Origin of the sequence: Pantoea sp. Ft-CA_14 (assembly GCF_024520875.1) — a bacterium.
Classification (GTDB): Bacteria; Pseudomonadota; Gammaproteobacteria; order Enterobacterales; family Enterobacteriaceae; genus Pantoea; species Pantoea agglomerans.
In genome coordinates, this window is sequence record NZ_JALNPM010000012.1 from 40,149 (window position 1) to 57,098 (window position 16,950).

At 55.6% G+C, this 16,950-nt stretch carries 13 protein-coding genes and 1 pseudogene; 8 read left to right on the top strand and 6 right to left on the bottom strand.

From position 1 onward, the window contains the following. Positions 1-13 precede the first annotated feature (13 nt). The 4 genes from NR195_RS17070 to NR195_RS17085 all read left to right on the top strand — a co-directional run bounded on the left by NR195_RS17070 (position 14) and on the right by NR195_RS17085 (position 5,106). On the top strand, positions 14-787 hold the full coding sequence (locus NR195_RS17070) for a (S)-acetoin forming diacetyl reductase (RefSeq protein WP_010256854.1): 774 nt from the start codon (positions 14-16) through the stop codon (positions 785-787). A gap of 205 nt (positions 788-992) precedes the next feature. Then, positions 993-2,444 carry a flagellin gene (locus NR195_RS17075; protein ID WP_029519684.1) on the top strand — a complete coding sequence of 484 codons (1,452 nt, stop codon included), beginning with the start codon at positions 993-995 and terminating at the stop codon, positions 2,442-2,444. Positions 2,445-2,785: 341 nt separating this feature from the next. Next, positions 2,786-4,099, top strand: a complete 1,314-nt coding sequence (locus NR195_RS17080) for a CitMHS family transporter (protein ID WP_010256858.1) — start codon at positions 2,786-2,788, stop codon at positions 4,097-4,099. A 167-nt stretch (positions 4,100-4,266) separates the two neighbouring features. Next, positions 4,267-5,106 (top strand): MBL fold metallo-hydrolase, encoded by an 840-nt coding sequence (locus NR195_RS17085; RefSeq protein WP_256844748.1) that lies wholly within the window; start codon positions 4,267-4,269, stop codon positions 5,104-5,106. Positions 5,107-5,157: 51 nt separating this feature from the next. Here the strand turns inward: NR195_RS17085 and NR195_RS17090 are convergent. Further along, a pseudogene (locus NR195_RS17090) lies at positions 5,158-5,471 on the bottom strand (HigA family addiction module antitoxin). A gap of 99 nt (positions 5,472-5,570) precedes the next feature. Then, positions 5,571-8,108 carry an excinuclease ABC subunit UvrA gene (locus NR195_RS17095; RefSeq protein WP_256844749.1) on the bottom strand — a complete coding sequence of 846 codons (2,538 nt, stop codon included), beginning with the start codon at positions 8,106-8,108 and terminating at the stop codon, positions 5,571-5,573. 662 nt (positions 8,109-8,770) lie between these two features. Between NR195_RS17095 and NR195_RS17100 the strand changes: the two genes are divergently transcribed. The 3 genes from NR195_RS17100 to NR195_RS17110 all read left to right on the top strand — a co-directional run bounded on the left by NR195_RS17100 (position 8,771) and on the right by NR195_RS17110 (position 10,709). Beyond that, the gene (locus tag NR195_RS17100) at positions 8,771-9,229 is read left to right on the top strand and encodes an STM2901 family protein (RefSeq protein WP_031292265.1); all 459 of its coding nucleotides are present in this window, start codon (positions 8,771-8,773) and stop codon (positions 9,227-9,229) included. Beyond that, positions 9,223-9,516 carry a DUF1493 family protein gene (locus NR195_RS17105; protein ID WP_256844750.1) on the top strand — a complete coding sequence of 98 codons (294 nt, stop codon included), beginning with the start codon at positions 9,223-9,225 and terminating at the stop codon, positions 9,514-9,516. Before NR195_RS17100 ends, NR195_RS17105 begins: the two co-directional genes overlap by 7 nt. A gap of 99 nt (positions 9,517-9,615) precedes the next feature. Beyond that, positions 9,616-10,709, top strand: a protein-coding gene (locus NR195_RS17110) for an IS3 family transposase (protein WP_256844778.1) whose coding sequence is annotated in 2 segments (ribosomal slippage) — positions 9,616-9,847 and positions 9,847-10,709 — 1,095 coding nt in all. Because the reading frame shifts where the segments join, the coding sequence is not laid out codon by codon here. A 213-nt stretch (positions 10,710-10,922) separates the two neighbouring features. On the opposite strand, the gene NR195_RS17115 is transcribed toward NR195_RS17110, so the two are convergent. Beyond that, positions 10,923-12,401 carry a YsnF/AvaK domain-containing protein gene (locus NR195_RS17115; RefSeq protein WP_061902429.1) on the bottom strand — a complete coding sequence of 493 codons (1,479 nt, stop codon included), beginning with the start codon at positions 12,399-12,401 and terminating at the stop codon, positions 10,923-10,925. A gap of 285 nt (positions 12,402-12,686) precedes the next feature. Then, positions 12,687-13,256 carry a pyridoxamine 5'-phosphate oxidase family protein gene (locus NR195_RS17120; RefSeq protein WP_154210805.1) on the bottom strand — a complete coding sequence of 190 codons (570 nt, stop codon included), beginning with the start codon at positions 13,254-13,256 and terminating at the stop codon, positions 12,687-12,689. A 260-nt stretch (positions 13,257-13,516) separates the two neighbouring features. Between NR195_RS17120 and NR195_RS17125 the strand changes: the two genes are divergently transcribed. Next, positions 13,517-14,101 carry a GNAT family N-acetyltransferase gene (locus NR195_RS17125; protein ID WP_010671972.1) on the top strand — a complete coding sequence of 195 codons (585 nt, stop codon included), beginning with the start codon at positions 13,517-13,519 and terminating at the stop codon, positions 14,099-14,101. A 55-nt stretch (positions 14,102-14,156) separates the two neighbouring features. Here NR195_RS17125 and NR195_RS17130 read toward each other — a convergent pair whose 3' ends face one another. Continuing rightward, complete coding sequence (locus NR195_RS17130) at positions 14,157-16,292, bottom strand: bifunctional diguanylate cyclase/phosphodiesterase (protein ID WP_010671971.1); 2,136 nt, start codon at positions 16,290-16,292, stop codon at positions 14,157-14,159. A gap of 405 nt (positions 16,293-16,697) precedes the next feature. Beyond that, complete coding sequence (locus NR195_RS17135) at positions 16,698-16,937, bottom strand: hypothetical protein (protein WP_010256895.1); 240 nt, start codon at positions 16,935-16,937, stop codon at positions 16,698-16,700. Between the last annotated feature and the right edge of the window lie 13 nt (positions 16,938-16,950).

Consider the following 16,950-nt stretch of genomic DNA (forward strand, 5'->3'; position numbering starts at 1 on the left):
AAAGGAAATCATGATGAAAAACAGAGTGGCATTTGTGACCGGCGCAGGCCAGGGCATTGGTGAAGCGATCGCCCTGCGTCTGGCGAAAGATGGACTGGCGGTTGCAGTAGCCGATTTTAATCAGGAGACCGCACGCCAGGTCGCGGAGAAGATCAACCAGCAGGGTGGCAAAGCGATTGCGCTGAAAGTCGATGTCTCGCAGCGTGATCAGGTGATGGAAGCGGTAGAAGAGGCGCGCCGCACGCTGGGCGGCTTTGACGTCATCGTCAATAATGCCGGTATTGCGCCCTCCACGCCGATTGCTGAGATCACCGAAGCGGTGGTCGACAAGGTCTACAACGTCAATGTCAAAGGGGTGATCTGGGGCATGCAGGCCGCGATTAAAGCGTTTGCTGCAGAAGGTCACGGCGGCAAAATCATCAACGCCTGTTCTCAAGCGGGTCATGTCGGTAATCCGGAGCTGGCGGTTTACAGCTCCAGTAAGTTTGCCGTGCGCGGGCTGACGCAGACCGCTGCGCGCGATCTGGCACCTGCTGGCATCACGGTTAATGCCTTCTGCCCTGGCATTGTCAGAACACCGATGTGGGAAGAGATTGACCGGCAGATCTCTGAAGCAGCCGGCAAACCCGCCGGCTACGGCACCGAGGAATTTGCGAAACGCATTACGCTGGGACGTCTTTCTGAACCGGAAGATGTGGCTGCCTGCGTCGCCTACCTGGCCAGTCCTGACTCCGATTACATGACCGGTCAGTCGCTGTTGATTGATGGCGGCATGGTGTTTAACTGATCTTCGTTCGCCTGCTGCGTCATCGCGTGGCAGGCGTTTTTCCTGACCGGGTTGAACCGTTAATTTTTTTTATCTGAAAAGCGGTTAACCATCAGCCTCTTGCCCGTCTGCCCCCGTATTTCCTGCCTTTTTGTCGCCACAGAGATTAAAGCTGCTTATCACCCTGCCGATAAAACAGAGACTCCTCTCCCTGTTCGAAGCGACCATGTTAACGATCAACCATAACGAAACTGCCGCGATTACGAACAAAACGCGGTACAGCACTGACTCTGTTCTGGGACGAACGGTTGAACGGTTATCATCAGGGATGAGAATTAACAGTGCCAAAGATGACGCGGCAGGTCAGGCGATTGCCAACCGCATGACGGCCAATATCAATGCCGATGCAGTGGTAGCGCGTGGCCTCAATGACGCCATCAGCTATTCCCAGACCGCCAGTGGCGGCCTTGGCAGCATCGTCGATCTGCTGATCCAGGCGCGCACCCTGTCGGTCCAGGCCGCTAACGGCACGCTGTCGGACGCCGATCGACAGAGCATCAACGGCCAGTATCAGCAGATTATGGCAGGCATCAATGAAGTGGCAGACCACACTGAGATTTTTGGCCGCTATCCGCTGGCGACGAATAATCCCGATCTTCCCCCTGCGAAACTGGGTAACGTTGACCCTATCAACACGAAGTTTCCGGTGCCCGGCAAGAATTACTCCTTTACCTCTGGCGTGATCCCGCTGGCCTATATCCCGGCAGGCTCGACGGCGATAAGCATCACGATTGATTCGCTGGGTATGGATGACGATCTCCAGCTCTTTACCCGCGACGGTAAGCACCTGGTCGGTACACCACTGGACGGCAGTGCGCCTGATTACACCTGGGCCAGCAAAAGCATCACTAATGCGGCTACCGCTGATAGTCGCCTGCTGACCAGCAGTAACGGATTTGCCAGCGGTGCGGCTTATGACAGCTCGCAGTTACTGGAGGGCGGCCCGAGCTGGACGCTGGCGGGCAGTAACAGCAGCACCTACAACGGCATGAACATCACTTACAGCGGTGACGGCGATCGCTATGAGGATGTCGCCAGCGGCGATTTCAACAACGGCACCATCACCAGTAACCGGCTTGAGCGCATCACGCTGGATACCGTCAGCGAGGATTTGATTGTGGTGGTGGTGGGCAATGGTTCCTTCACCGGTAATCTGACCTGGGGAAATCTGCCGGAACCCAAAAGCCTGCCTGCAACGCCGCCGAAGAAGAGCGAACCTATGGAGGTGGTCACCAGCGCCGATTACGGTCAGCCGATCCAGTCGGATACTATTCCGGCAACGCCATCGGATACCAAAACGCTGGGGCTGAACAACACAACGCTGCTTACAGAGGGCGATATCTCAACCACCATGAAGGCACTGGATAGCGCGCTCGAGAAGATCAGCGGTTATCAGTCGATCTATGGCGCAAAGATCAACCGTTACGAGTCCAACCGTAATGTGTTATCGCAGCAGGGTGTGGATACCTCAGCGGCTCGCAGCCGCATACAGGATGCGGACTATGCTGAAGAAGCAAGCCAGCTGGCACGCAGCCAGATTATTCAGCAGGGTCAGACTGCCGTCAGCAAAATGGCGAATAAAACCCCTGAAATGATTATTCAGCTGTTAGGCAGCTAATAACGTTAACCGGCTGAGCATCAAGGCTCAGCCGGTTACCCTGTTTCTCCACCACTCTACTACCCGCCTGATTCAGCCCCCAGCTGGCCCGAAACCCCGGTTACACTTCGACACCCTTTGATCTCAGTCACACAATCTCGTTTAAGAACCGTTTAAAGATGATCATGATCACCCTTCTTTGTTAAAGAAATGCTAAATACTGACAACTATTTATTATCATCTTTGAATGCAGGGTTAATTAAAACAACAGGTTAATCATTACCACGCTAAGTAATTACCTGAATTTTCCTGCCGGTATGTAACTTTTTCATTACTTTTCCGCCATTGCGAGGGCTGTTAATTTGCTGACGATACTGGGTTTTTCCATGGTTGTTTGCTTCATGTATCTGATCATGACCAAACGCATGTCAGCCTTGATTGCGCTGATCCTGATACCAACCATATTTGCGCTGATTGGCGGTTTTTACGCAGGTCTGGGTGCCATGATGCTGGACGGCGTCAAAAAGCTGGCCCCTACCGGCGTGATGCTGACCTTCTCCATTCTCTATTTCGGTCTGATGATCGATGCCGGATTGTTTGACCCACTGGTGCGCTTTATTCTTCGGATGGTGCGCGGTGACCCCCTGAAAGTGCTGGTCGGAACGGCGGTACTAACACTACTGGTTTCTCTGGATGGTGACAGCTCAACCACTTACATGATTGCCATTGCCGCATTCCTGCCACTCTATCACCGGCTGGGCATGAACGTGCTGATGATGACCTGTCTGGTGAACCTCGCCAGCGGCATCATGAACCTCTCACCCTGGGGCGGTCCGACAGCCCGTGCCGCGGCGGCACTGCGCATTGATGCCCTTGATATCTTTATTCCGATGCTGCCAGCCATGCTGCTGGCCTGTGCCAGCCTGGTGGCGATGGCGGTGCTGTTTGGCCTGCGTGAGCGTAAGCGCCTTGGCGTGATGACCATGAAAGATCATCATCTCGACAACATTGAGCTGGGGCTGGGCGATGCCGAAGAGTGCGCAGCCAATCGCCGTCCGAAAATGTTCTGGCCTAACTTCATCCTGACCACCGTGCTGCTGGTGCTGCTGGTGATTGGTTTAATGCCGATTCAGATCCTGTTTATGCTGGCGTTTGCGATTGCGGTGATGCTCAACTATCCCACGCTGGAGGAGCAGAAAGCCCGCATCAGCTCTCATGCCGGTAACGTGCTGGCGGTGACCGCATTAATTTTTGCCGCCGGTATTTTCACCGGCATCCTCTCCGGCACCGGCATGGTTGACGCCATGGCGAAGAGCCTGCTGGCTGTGATCCCGCCCAGCTTCGGACCTTACCTGGCGGTGTTCACCGCGCTGGTCAGTCTGCCGTTTACCTTCTTTATGTCGAATGATGCCTTTTACTTCGGCATTCTGCCGGTTATCGCCCAGACGGCGGCCAGCTACGGCATTACCGCAGAAGAGATTGCCCGCGCTTCTATTGTCGGCCAGCCATTCCACCTGCTGAGTCCGCTGGTGCCGTCAGTCTACCTGCTGGTGGGTCTGGCGAAAGTCGACATCGGCGACCACCAGCGCTTTGCAATTAAGTGGGGGATTCTGGTCAGTCTGGTGCTGATGGCAGGCGGTCTGCTGACCGGTGCTTTCCCGCTGTTCCACACCTGATAATCCTCTGCTTTCTGGCGGATAACCGGCAATTTTGCCCGGTTATCCGCTTCACCGCTCCGCCTACTGCGTCATCCCTCTCTACACTCTATAGCCAGGCTGATGTGCTACGCGCCGGACAGGCCGTAGCCTCTCAGAGATATCCCCATTGCCCCTATGGAGGCCCGATGAAAATTCACCACCTTAACTGTGGCTGTATGTGTCCGCTGGGCGGCGCGTTCTATGATGGATTCAGTAAAGGCCTGAAAGCACATCTGGTCTGTCACTGTCTGTTGATTGAGACGGATCGCGGCGGGCTGGTGCTGGTGGATACCGGCTTTGGTCGTCAGGATATCCATGCGCCCGGCAGCCGCCTGTCCGGCTTTTTCCGCGCATTAAACAATATTCAGCGCCGCGATAATCTCACCGCACTGTCACAGGTTACGTCGCTGGGTTTCCGGGCTGAGGATGTGCGGCATATTATTCTGACCCATCTCGACTTCGATCATGCTGGCGGACTGACCGATTTTCCGCAGGCGCGAATCCATCTGTTGCAGCAGGAGGTTGATACCGCGCATCAGCGTCATAGCTGGCTGTCACGGGAACGTTACCGGCCCGGACAATGGGGTGGGATCAGCAACTGGGATACCTATCAGCCGCAGGGAGAAAAGTGGTTTGGTTTTGAGGCGGTTAATCGCCTGCGTGACTTACCGCCGGAGATTTTGCTGGTGCCGCTGGCGGGCCATACGCCGGGTCATGCGGGTATCGCGATTCAGCAACCCGATGGCTGGCTGCTGCACGGTGGCGATGCCTGGTTTTACCGCGGCGAAATGCGGCAGCAGACGCGACACTGCACGCCGGGACTGCGCTTTTACCAGTGGATGATGGGCATGGATAACGTAGCCAGACGGCACAATCAGCAGCGACTGCGTGAGCTCTCCTGCCAGCGCGGCGGCGAAATCACCTTTTTTTGCAGTCATGATGCCCGTGAGCTGGATGCGTTACAGGTTAATGCGCCGCTGCGCTGATGAGATAAAAGGTTTGTTTTGGCGATGAGGAAAGCCGCTTCGGGGCGAGAACTATACCGTCTCGTCCCGCAATAATGATGCTACGATCCCTGGATGCAGAGGAACGCCGGAAACATCTGTAGTTTCTCGCGCCTTATGCAGATCACATGCGGCCTGCATGGATAACCAGAGCCGTGCCGCATACCCAGGCCCGCCTCCAGCCGTACAGCCATTTCCGGGCTGACGGAGGCTTTACCGCTAGCCACTTTGCTAAGCGAAGCTGCGGAAACGCCCAGCTGTTTAGCCAGACTGCGCAGGCTGATGTCGTTATCTTCGAGATATTCCGCTATCAGGCCACCAGGGTGTGGCGGATTAAACATTGCCATCAGTGATAATCCTCAAGGTTGAGATTTGACGGGCTTTGAAGCCAGCCCCTGAGCCCTCAGACTACATCACCTTTAGCGGAAGATATCTCTACCGCCCGATTACTCCGGATCGCCCGCCCTCTTTTTCAGCTGTGCGGAAAGCCAGGGCGCAGTCAGACTCTCTGCAGATGCGCTGACCTCTTCCGGTGAGCCGGAGGAGACAACCCTTCCTCCTTTAAGACCCGAGCCGGGACCCAGATCAATCACCCAGTCCGCCTCTGCCACTATGCGCATGTTGTGTTCCGCCATAATTACGGTATGACCACGCTTTACCAGTTCATCCAGCACTACCAGCAGCTTATCCATGTCAGACGGGTGCAATCCTGTTGAAGGTTCATCAAGCAGATAAAGCGTGGGCGTACGCTGGACCCGCTGCAGCTCCCAGGCAAGCTTGATACGCTGGCACTCGCCGCCAGAGAGTTCAGTGGCGGGCTGACCCAGGGTCAGATATCCCAGCCCCAGCGACGTCAGTGCCTTAAGCGAACGCTGGATCCCGTCATGTCCATGAAACACCTTAGTGGCGTCGTCCACGGTCAGATCAAGCACATCCGCTATCGTCAGGTTGTTCCATTTCACCTCCAGCGTTTCGGGGTTATAACGGCTTCCCGCGCAGACGGAACAGGTTGCGGTAGCGCTCGGCATGAAGAGCAGCTCAATCGAAATCTGTCCCTGCCCTTCACAGGCAGGACAGCGTCCGGCTGGCAGATTGAATGAAAACCGGCTGGCGCTGAAGCCTTTGGCTTTCGCCGCGTCGGTGTCTGCAAACAGCCTGCGGACGATATCGAAAAATCCGGTGTAAGTGGCCAGATTTGAGCGTGGTGTCCGGCCAATAGGACGCTGATCGATTCTGACCAATCGGCCGATGGCGTCACTTCCGCTGACAACCTGACCCTTAACGTCCGGCACCAGATCCTCTTCCTCGCCCTCCTCGATGTCAGGCGTTTTGTCAAAACGTCCGAGCATTTCCGGAAGCACGCGATTCAGCAACGTCGATTTTCCGGAGCCGGACACGCCGGTGACGGCCGTCATTCTCCCCAGAGGGATGGCGATATCCACTCCGGCAATATTGTTGCAATAGACCTGTTCAAAGCAGAGCCAGCTCTCTGCGGGCCGGCGCTGGCGCAGCCCGGTATAGCTTCGTGAGAAAAGATAGGCCGAGGTGGGTGACGCACTGACTTCTTCAAGTCCTGCTGGTTCGCCGTTATAGACGATCTCGCCGCCATGCGTTCCCGGACCGGGGCCGACCTCAATGAGCCAGTCTGCCTCGCCGATGAGGTCAATATTATGTTCGACGACCACCAGCGAATTACCGGCACGCACCAGGTTCTTCAGGGATGCGAGCAGCGATTTGACATCATCGGGATGCAGCCCGGCTGACGGCTCATCCAGCACATAAAGCACGCCAAACAGCCGCGATATCAGCTGAGTGGCCAGACGCACGCGCTGCAGCTCGCCGGATGAGAGTACGGTGGTACGGCGTCCCGGCGCCAGATGACCCAGACCCAGCGTTTCCAGCTGCTCAAGCCGCATACAGATATCCGACGCCATCCGGATGACCGCCTCACGCAGTGCCGCCTCTGCCGGCAGGTCCGGCGATGCGCCACGTGCATAAGGCTTCAGCAGTTCAGCAAGCTCTGAGACCGACAGCTCACTCAGGCTGGCAATGTCATGACCGGCAAAGGTCACGGACAGCGCATCCCGGTTTAGCCTTTTACCGTGGCATTCAGAACAGGGAGTGACCGTCACAAAGCGCGCCAGCCGTTTCTTCGTCGTCTCGCTGCCACCCGAATAACTCTGCAGCACGATTTTTGCTGCACTGGTGTACGTGCCGGTATAAGCCGGCTCTTCGCCCGCCGCCAGCGCGTTTTCGCGCTGCTCAGCATTCAGACCGACAAAAATCGGCACCGATGGCTGTTCGTCAGTCAGCAGTATCCACTGCTGGTCGCGGGCTGAAAGCGTATTCCAGGGCGCATCGACATCGTAGCCGAGCGTCTCAAGGATGCTGCGCAGATTTTTGTTATGCCAGCCTCTGGGCCAGGAAGCGATAGCCCCCTGGCGGATGCTCAGTGAGCTATCCGGCACCATCGACTCGGTTTTAACGGTGTGCACTCTTCCCAGTCCCTGGCAATGCGGACAGGCACCTTCAGGATTGTTAGGCGAGAAAAAATCGGCGGTCATAAAGGGAACGCCTTCAGGCCTTACGCCCGCACGGGAAAACAGCAGACGCAGCGTGACAGAAATTCGGGTGAGGCTGCCCACCGTTGAACGCTCCTGCGCGCCAGCCCGGCTCTGCTGAAGCGCCACCGCGGGTGGAAGTCCGTCAATATTATCCACATCCGGCGCAGCAGCCTGATCGATCAGACGACGGGCATGTGGCGACACCGACTCGATAAACCGGCGCTGGGCTTCCGCATAGAGGGTATCAAAGGCGAGGGACGATTTACCGGAGCCTGAAACCCCGGTGAACACCACCATGGCGTTGCGGGGAAATCGCAGCGAAACATCTTTGAGATTATGTGTTCTTGCACCCTGTACCGAGATATAAGGATCAATGTGCTCATCAGCGCGGTAATGATCGGCGTTGCGTTGTTCTGTCATGATTTCCCTGATTGATAATGCACGGCAGATTCACGATCGCCTGCCGTTAATGACTAAAAATTGCAGATGCTAATCCGGCGTTCAGGCTATCCGGCCCGTTTGGGGATAGAAACAACAGCAAGGGTAGTCAGGGATCGCGGTCTGCACAACGCGAGGGGGGTTCATCGCTTCGTGGCAGCACAGACTGGTAAGCAGCATGTACAGGAAGCCTTCTTATCTCTTAAGAAAACCCTGGAGCAAACTTAAATAAGGCAAAGCCGTCACTAGCAAATCGCTTATGTGACTCTAATGTAGATTCCTGTGGTATCGATAAATGCAGGTCTATGTAAGGTATGGATATAGACAATGGGAAATGTTTAATACCCCAGGAACCTTTCTATAACCTTTATCTCTCTATGGCCAGGTATGCACCCCAGAGTGCCTGATGACGCCCCGCTCCCGTTATTCAGCGCGCTGACGGCATAAAAAATCATTTAAGACATAAGGATAGCGAAACCATGCCCATTTCTGAAATGATGCCGCGAGTGCCTGTAGGGAGATGAGGTGAAATTACCGTTTTTTATTATCCTGTCCCAGACCGTCAGGTTGTCAAGCATGAACGCGCGAGGTATTGTTTAAAAAGCATCAGGATGATGAATGAAGTGAACTTGTGGGAGCTGGCAGTGGATACGACTGAAGAACTCAATAACACCTATTTCTACGCAGGTAGACCGAACCTCACCGCTGGTGAGCTCTTTTTCATGATTTTCTGTGAAGAAGTCGCTGAACAGCTGGGCATTGATGACTTCGGAGCGATCGTGGCCATCCTGTCTGGACGTAATGTCCTGACTACCCGCACCAAACCGCGCGATGCTCTCAAAGGTACCTCCTATGCCTCACGGGCAGCACGCAGAGTATTCCCTAACGCCAAGTTTCCTTTCGGCATACAGCTCCCCACCATCGTAGGGGGATACCCGCCCCGGACCGCGCGTATCCTTTTTACGCATAAGCTCAGCACCTTTGTTGGTCGGGCGATACCCGTCGTGGGCTGGGTGATTCTGGCAAGAGACGTTGCCGATATCAGTTTCAATTCGGTCAGACTGTACAATGCCATCGCTCGCGGGGAGGATAAGTTATGGTAGATGACACACAGGCACGCGTAATGGCACTCATTGAGCCGTGGAACGGCCGATCGCTGCTTACGTTCCGGAAAAAAACACTCACGCCAGAGATGTCGCTTAATCAGGACATGAAGCTTGACCCGGAGGACGCTGCGGAATGCCTTCAGAACGTCTTCGATGCGTTTGGAATGGATTCTGATCTGGTGACTTTCAGCCTCTACTATCCAAAAAACCCGCGCGAGGCCATCCCTCTTACTATCGGGATGGTAATCGAGTCAGCCCGTGCCAAGCGATGGTGCTATGACTGATATGACCTGCTCCCCGTTGATTAGTACACCCCGATGTTAGTAATGTCTTCATAAGCCACATGAGGGCATCCCCATGAAGAAGCGTTTTCCTACGAACAGATCATCAGTATCCTCCGCGAGGCCGAAGCCGGGGTTTCTGCACGGGAACTCTGCCGTAAGTATGCTATTTCAGACGCTACTTTCTACACCTGGCGCAAGAAGTTTGGCGGCATGGAAGTCCCTGAGGTAAAGCGGCTTAAGTTACTTGAAGAGGAGAACGTCCGCCTTAAGAAGCTGCTCGCCGAAGCCATGCTGGATAAGGAGGCGCTTCAGGTGGCTTTGGGTCGAAAGTTCTGACGACAGACCAGAAGCGGGAAGCCGTGGAAGTCATATGTGATGCAACGGGTCTGTCGCAACGTCGTGCCTGCAGGCTGGCAGGTCTGTCTCTTTCAACCTGCCGTTATTCAGCTCAGCGTCCGGCTGCTGACGCGCAGCTATCTCTACACATCACAGAGCTGGCACCTGAACGCCGTCGCTTTGGTTACCGGCGGATCTGGCAGTTATTGCGTCGTGAGGGCCTTCACGTCAACCACAAGCGGGTATACCGCATTTATCACCTTAACGGCCTGAGTGTGAAGCGCAGACGACGTCGTAAGGGTCTGGCGACTGAGCGGCTTCCGCTGCTTCGCCCGGATGCGCCCAATCTGACCTGGTCAATGGATTTCGTCATGGATGAACTGGCCACCGGTCGCAGGATCAAGTGCCTTAACTGCGTCGATGACTTCACAAAGGAATGCCTGACTGTCACTGTTGCCTTTGGGATTTCAGGCGTGCAGGTCACGCATATTCTGGACAGTATTGCGCTGTTTCGCGGATATCCGGCTACGATAAGAACTGACCAGGGGCCGGAGTTTAACTGTAGAGCACTTGACCAGTGGGCCTTTGAGCATTGCGTGGAGCTGCGGCTTATTCAGCCCGGTAAACCGACACAGAACGGATTTATTGAGAGTTTTAACGGACGCTTTCGCGATGAATGCCTGAATGAACACTGGTTCAGCGATATTGTTCATGCCCGGAAAATCATTAATGACTGGCGGCAGGACTATAACGAGTCCAGACCTCATTCATCGCTGAATTACCAGACGCCGTCTGAATTTGCAGCAGGCTGGAGAAATGGAAAATCAGAAGGTGAACAAACCGACATTACTAACTGATCGTTGTATCTAATACTAGGGGCAGGTCACGAATAACGTACACACACTTAAGACGAGAGCTCTATACAACTTTCAATGTGGCCATTCTCCGTCAACGGGTGTCAGGTCTAAGTGATGCCATTAAATTGCCTACAGAATTTCAGTGTGATTTATGAAAAAAACCCGTCTGCGACGGGTTTTCAGGCATAGAAGGCGACAATCACCGATCCGGCATTACGGCTTTTTAAACTTGTCTTCGACTTTCTCTTTCGCTTCCGCGATTTTATCACCGGCCTTTTCCGCGAAACCCTCTTTATGCGCTGGCTCGCTGCCTGGCGTTACCGGACGGGTGTCGTGGTCAGCGCGGGCCTGACGCGTGCTTTCAAGCAACGGATCGGCCACAGTACGATTCCCGGTCAGCCGATCTGCGCCGAGAGGATCTGTACTGGCATGGTCAATATCCACTTCCTGACGGCGTACCGAATCGTTGATAGTTTCAACCCGATCGCTTGTCTCTTTGCGTAACACCACCTCTTCAATGATCTCCGCGGTCTTATTAATTACGGGCTGCTCATGCGTCTCTTCCACTTCGACAGTTTTTTCAGACCAGTCAACATGAGTGGGTGAACCTGATTCATTCACCGGACGACGGAAGATTGCGGCGTGCTGCTCATGCAGCGAGACATTTTCTGAGACCTGATCGGTGACAGTGTAGCGACGAACGCGGGTTGAACCTTCACTGACCAGACGTTTACCCACTTCCAGTCGCTCCTCGGCCAGACGCAGTACATCCTCGTCACTTTCGTCACCGGTCAGGGCGGTACGGGCAGCGCCACGATGGGCAGGATCGTTAGAGAGCGGATCGACGGCGGCATTATCCTGAAGCGTTCCACTGGCAGGTGCAGTCAGACCATCACTGGTCGCGTAACCGGGCGCGTAATCATCGGGCAGCGCCGCACTGCGCTCGGTAAGTTCTTCATGTGCATCAAGGATGCCCAGGGCGCGAGGTAACTCATCTTCATCGGCCCGCAGCGAAAGCACTACTCCGCCGGTTCGCATCGCGTCTTCATACACTTCGGCCTGATCCTCCTCCAGCGTATTGCCGAACAGGCGTTGCCAGAAGCCAGGGTGACGGGCCTCCTGACCTTCGGTACGCAAACGATCACCGGAGATGATATCAATGTCATCATCCAGGAACCCGGCTTTGATCAGGTTACGCTTTGCACCCTCTGCCAGTGAAATATTGCTGAACATTGTTACGATTGTTTCACGCGCCATGTTGTGTTCCTCGGTGATGGATTCGGACGGCTCTGAATAGGGTGTACGGGTCAGGTGAGCGTGCTGTTTGCGCAGGGAGACGACCTGTTCTGTCGCTTCCTCACTGACAACTTTGCGGATATGCCACTCCTCTTTCAGCACCAGATGACGAACGATCTCGATTTCCTCTTCAACGACAGGAATGATCAGAACGCCATTTTCTTCACGGATCTCCGGCATCTCAGCCAGCCGTTCCGATTTAGGAATGCGTTCTATTTCCGCCGTCTGGTGCCGGAGCATCAGCGCAATCTTCTGCTGATGCTCAGTGACCTGTCGGGTAACCCTGACATGACCGTCGATGACCCGCTGTTTCGAGACCTCAACGGTTTCCTCCGCCAGGCTTAGCACCTGGTCGCTACCCTCTGACCCTGGTTTTTCAGGAGGTTGATTGTTCATGTTTAACCTGCCTGTAATACAGAGCGATCATTTGTACTTTTCTTTACCTTGAGCATAAGTCACTGCTTTTCGGTTAGTTAAAGCCTGGCACAAACAATGACAAAAGATAGGAAAAAGCAGAAAAACGCCATTATATGAAGATAACGTGGTGCTAAAATCGATTAAGCGGCGCGGCAGATAAAAAAACAGCTAACGAAGCGGCAGACAGTGAAATCTCTTTTATCGCGTGCGGAAAGAGGATCAATCAGGCGTTAACCCGACCCGAAGTGAATCAGGCATATCGGGTCAGGGGTTAAGCCATTCGCTTTCCTGCAGTTCGCCATTAGCCGAATAGCGAAACAGGGCGCGCTGATTTTCGTTTCGCTGAAGCTGATAGGCGTCCAGCACACTGGCCTGCAAAATCACCACGCCAAAGCGGGATTCCCCGGTTTCCGTTGCTGCCGCGTCAGGCGTCTCATCAGCCGTTGCCCGTGCTTCCCCCGGAGGTCCGCCGGTGTAAGTCTGCCGCGTGTGCTGCGGTAACGCACGCCAGGCTGCCCGGGCAACATCACTTCCCGCCGCATAACACGCAACCCGCCCTGCCAGCCGTAACTGCAGGCGACGCTGATGGCAATATCCCAGCACGGTGACCTGCGGATTCGCCGCCATCTCCTGCCACTTCGGGCTGCGAACATCCGTATGAAATGTCAGCATCCTGCGGTCGTCGGCACACTGGCGCAGAACCACGGTGCGCGCCTGAGGTTGTAGCAGAGCATCGACCGTACAGAGCATCAGATAACGAAATCCACCCTGTGGATCGGTTGCAGATTCCTGCAGCGCAGCCCAGGCTCCAGTTTCAAACGTTTTCAATTCCATGGGGATTACTCTCATCAGGATCAATTTTCAGCCATCTGGCTAAAAGCGTAGCAATGAAGTGGGCAGAAGGCCTGACAGCGCAGCGATAAGAGCAGATGTGGCAAGCGGGAGCTGGACAATGCACGAGAGCAGGAGCTGTTGAGATAGCGTCGGGATTGCGGGATACCTCGCAGAGCGGCAAAAGCGCGTCCCGCCAGTCAGCCACTCTGTGTTATTTTTGCGCCATCGCCACAGAGATCCGATCCGCAGGGAGTTGCACGATGACAACTGAAGAGTCTGCTAAAGTACCGGCTGAAATACCGCTGAAAGTCACCTCGCCGCGCCTGACTTATCGGCCACTTCGGCAGGAAGACTGGCCCTTCTATCTGGCAGTCAGTCAGGATAGATCGGTGATGCAGTACATCAGCGATCCGCGCAGCGCTGAAGAGATCAGAACCCACTCATTTGATGTCCGCCTGCCCGCCTGGTACAAGGGCTGCAGGCACTGGCTCTGTCTGGTTATCGGAGAAAAAACATCCGGTGCTCCGGCTGGCTTTTGCGGGTTTATCGATCGTGGAGAGGGTATTGCGGAGTTTGGCTTTATTCTGGCCGCAGATGCGCAGGGCAAAGGCTACGGCAGCGAGTCTCTGCATGCCATTATCACGTTCTGCTTTGAGCAACAGGAATACCGCAAACTGATCGCGACGGTGACAGCAGGCAATGCGGCCTCACGCCGGACCCTGATTTCAGCGGGCTTTGTGCAGGAGGGGACGTTGCGGCAGAACTTCTTCCTCAACGGCCAGTGGCAGGATGACTGGATCTTCGGCTTGCTGAAACAGGAATACCAGCCCGCACACTCACCCTGAGGCGCAGACTATCAGCGTCGGGCATCCTCCGCTACGCTCGCCACAATCAGACCGATTAGCGTGGCGTAACGTCATAACCGCTGGCGATAGCGATAGCGGGCGCACAGTGCTCCTCTCCGCACAGCATCGCCTCAAAGTCCGCCGGCGTCAGTGGCTGGCACAGGCCATTGCCCTGCATAATGTCGCATCCGGCGGCCGTAACAAAAGCGATCTGCTCTTTGTCTTCCACCCCTTCGGCGGCCACCCGGATACCCAGGCTTTTGCCGAGCGCGGTAATGGCCCGGAACATCATACGCACCCGCATGCTGGAACCCAGCTCGTGCGTCATCGACTTATCGATTTTAAAACCCGTCACAACGCTATAGCGCAGCAGGTTAATCGCCCCTAGCGTACGCCCGTAATGATCGATAACGAACGAGGCTCCCGTTCGGCGTACGGCGTCAACCTGAACCGGCATATCCTGCATCAGCACGGCCAGCAGTGGCTCATCCACTTCCAGCTCAACAAAACCGGCATCGCCTCCGGCACTCTCACGTATTACCGTCTCCAGGCTGTTCCCTGCCAGCTGGCGCGGAAACAGGTTAATGCTGACGCGAAGCTGAGGAGAGCGAACCTGCCACTGCCGGACCTGTGCCAGAGCACTGCGGATGATCCATTCACCCAGCGTGACTGAAAGCGGACTTTTAACCAGCATGCCGATAAATTCAGCCGGCAACAGCAGCCCGCGCGTCGGATGCTGCCAGCGCACCAGCGTCTCGCAGCCAATAAGCTTTCCGCTTTCAACGTCGTAGCGGGGCTGATAGTAAAGAGTGAACTGCTGCTGCCGCACCGCCGTTTCCAGTTCGCGCTCAAAACGGCGCCGCTGCTGCTCCGCTTCACGAAACGCGGGCATAAACAGCATGCTGCAGCCTTTACCCGACGCTTTGGCGCGATAGAGCGCCAGATCAGCGGCGGACATCACCGAAGAGGGATCCCTGCCGTGCTCCGGATAGGAGGCGATGCCGGTGCTGGCACCGACCACCACCGGTGAGTCGTGATAGCGGAACGGCGTCTGAACGGCCGCAATCAGTTTCTCCGCCGTGATCGCCGCCTCTGCGCTGCCGCCTGCTAACAGGATCACAAATTCATCACCACCCAGGCGCGCAGCCGTCACGGCACTGGCGCAGACCGCACGAATCTGTTCGGCAACGTGACACAACAACGCATCGCCTGCAGCATGCCCCAGCGTATCGTTAACCTCTTTAAAACCATCGAGATCGGTCATCAGTAACGTATAGGGGACGCCCGCCCTGGTCAGCTGGCCGACCTGATCCATAAACGCGCTGCGGCTGGCGAGACGTGTCAGCATATCCAGTGAGGCCAGCTCACAGAGCCGCGCCTCACTCTCATAGCGGGCCGTGACATCGCGGATGATCATGCCCACCAGCCGTTCGCCCTCTTCACGCCAGCCCGAAAAAGAGACCTCTGCCGGAAATTCACGACCTTCACGCGTGACACCCCATATCTGCAAAGAGCGTGGGTGCGAGATAGCTGCTTCGTCAGAGGTAATCCGGACCAGTTCATTACGGTAGTCAGTCTGACAGCGAGCAGGGATCAGCTCGCTGATATACTGGCCGCGCATCTCCTCTGCGCTGTAGCCGAACAGCGCGGTGGCGGCCGGGTTCCAGAAGGTTATGCCACGCCGAAGGTCAGTGCAGACAATGGCGTCAGGCGAAGTGGATGAGATCGCCTCGAGTCGCTGCTGGCTGGTGTAGCGCAATAACTCCAGACGATGCATCTCCATGCGATCCATCACCAGGGCAGCAATATCGTTCAGATGCTTTCGATCCTCTGCAGTTAACGGCTCACGAGGATGGCTGTCGGTCAGGCAGACCGTGCCAATATGATGCCCATCCGGGGTCGAGAGCGGGATTCCCGCGTAAAAGCGGATAAAGGGGTAGCCGTGAACCAGCGGACTGTCGCGGAAGCGCGGATCTTTCAGCGTATCGGGCACGCAGAGGATATCGCCCTGCGCCAGCGTATGGTGGCAGAAGGCGACGTTGCGTGCCGTACCTGAAATATTTAAACCGTACCGGGAGGCGAAGAACTGCCGCTTTTCGTCGATAAGCGAGACAAAAGCGACCGGCACCCGAAACAGCCGCGCGGCAAGCGTAGTGAGGCGATCCAGCGCATCGGTCGGCGGTGAATCCATCAGATGATACTGCTTAAGTGCGTCGAGGCGAGCCGCCTCGGCATCATGATAAACTGGACGTTTCAGCGTAACTCTCCTCTGGTGTTATCTGCTGTGGCTGGCCTGACACAGCATAAAGAGGACACGTTCAATCAGACAGAACGCGCAGAGTTCGCTGCCGATCCGTTGCCGGAAGAAAGGCCCGTCAGTAAACCCGGCAGCAACAGGTTGCCGCGCTGAGTCCGATAAAGCTGACACCGCAGACAGCGAGGCATCAGTTAACACGTTATGCCTGCCAGAGAGAGTACGGCGGACCGCCCAGGATTATCTGGCCAGAGCATATCAGACAGGCGGTAATGCGCCTCGCTTAGCTCTCTATATCGGCCCGACATGACTTTACTTAAGAGAAAACAGAGGATGAACGCCTTACTTTTTCAGCTTTGGTACCAGTTGATAGTGCGGATGCTCTCCGGCGAGCAACATCAGCAGTTCATATTCTCCCTGACTGAGCAGCGCAGGATTTTTCGATGCTTCTTTAGTCTGCCAGACACGCTGGCTAAGATCGAAACGCTCGGCTGCAATCTCCTGAGAGAGACCGGCCGCAAGGCGCAGCTCACGCACGTTGTGCTGGACGGCGACAGGCCGCTGTAAAATCTGATTTCCCATATAAACGCTCCGC

Bases quoted from the DNA above. Each gene is read 5' to 3' on its own strand.
- NR195_RS17085 (WP_256844748.1), top strand. From the start codon at position 4,267: ATGAAAATTCACCACCTTAACTGTGGCTGTATGTGTCCGCTGGGCGGC.
- NR195_RS17135 (WP_010256895.1), bottom strand. From the start codon at position 16,937: ATGGGAAATCAGATTTTACAGCGGCCTGTCGCCGTCCAGCACAACGTG.
- NR195_RS17130 (WP_010671971.1), bottom strand. From the start codon at position 16,292: ATGGATTCACCGCCGACCGATGCGCTGGATCGCCTCACTACGCTTGCC.
- NR195_RS17095 (WP_256844749.1), bottom strand. From the start codon at position 8,108: ATGACAGAACAACGCAACGCCGATCATTACCGCGCTGATGAGCACATT.
- NR195_RS17075 (WP_029519684.1), top strand. From the start codon at position 993: ATGTTAACGATCAACCATAACGAAACTGCCGCGATTACGAACAAAACG.
- NR195_RS17125 (WP_010671972.1), top strand. From the start codon at position 13,517: ATGACAACTGAAGAGTCTGCTAAAGTACCGGCTGAAATACCGCTGAAA.
- NR195_RS17115 (WP_061902429.1), bottom strand. From the start codon at position 12,401: ATGAACAATCAACCTCCTGAAAAACCAGGGTCAGAGGGTAGCGACCAG.
- NR195_RS17105 (WP_256844750.1), top strand. From the start codon at position 9,223: ATGGTAGATGACACACAGGCACGCGTAATGGCACTCATTGAGCCGTGG.
- NR195_RS17070 (WP_010256854.1), top strand. From the start codon at position 14: ATGAAAAACAGAGTGGCATTTGTGACCGGCGCAGGCCAGGGCATTGGT.
- NR195_RS17120 (WP_154210805.1), bottom strand. From the start codon at position 13,256: ATGGAATTGAAAACGTTTGAAACTGGAGCCTGGGCTGCGCTGCAGGAA.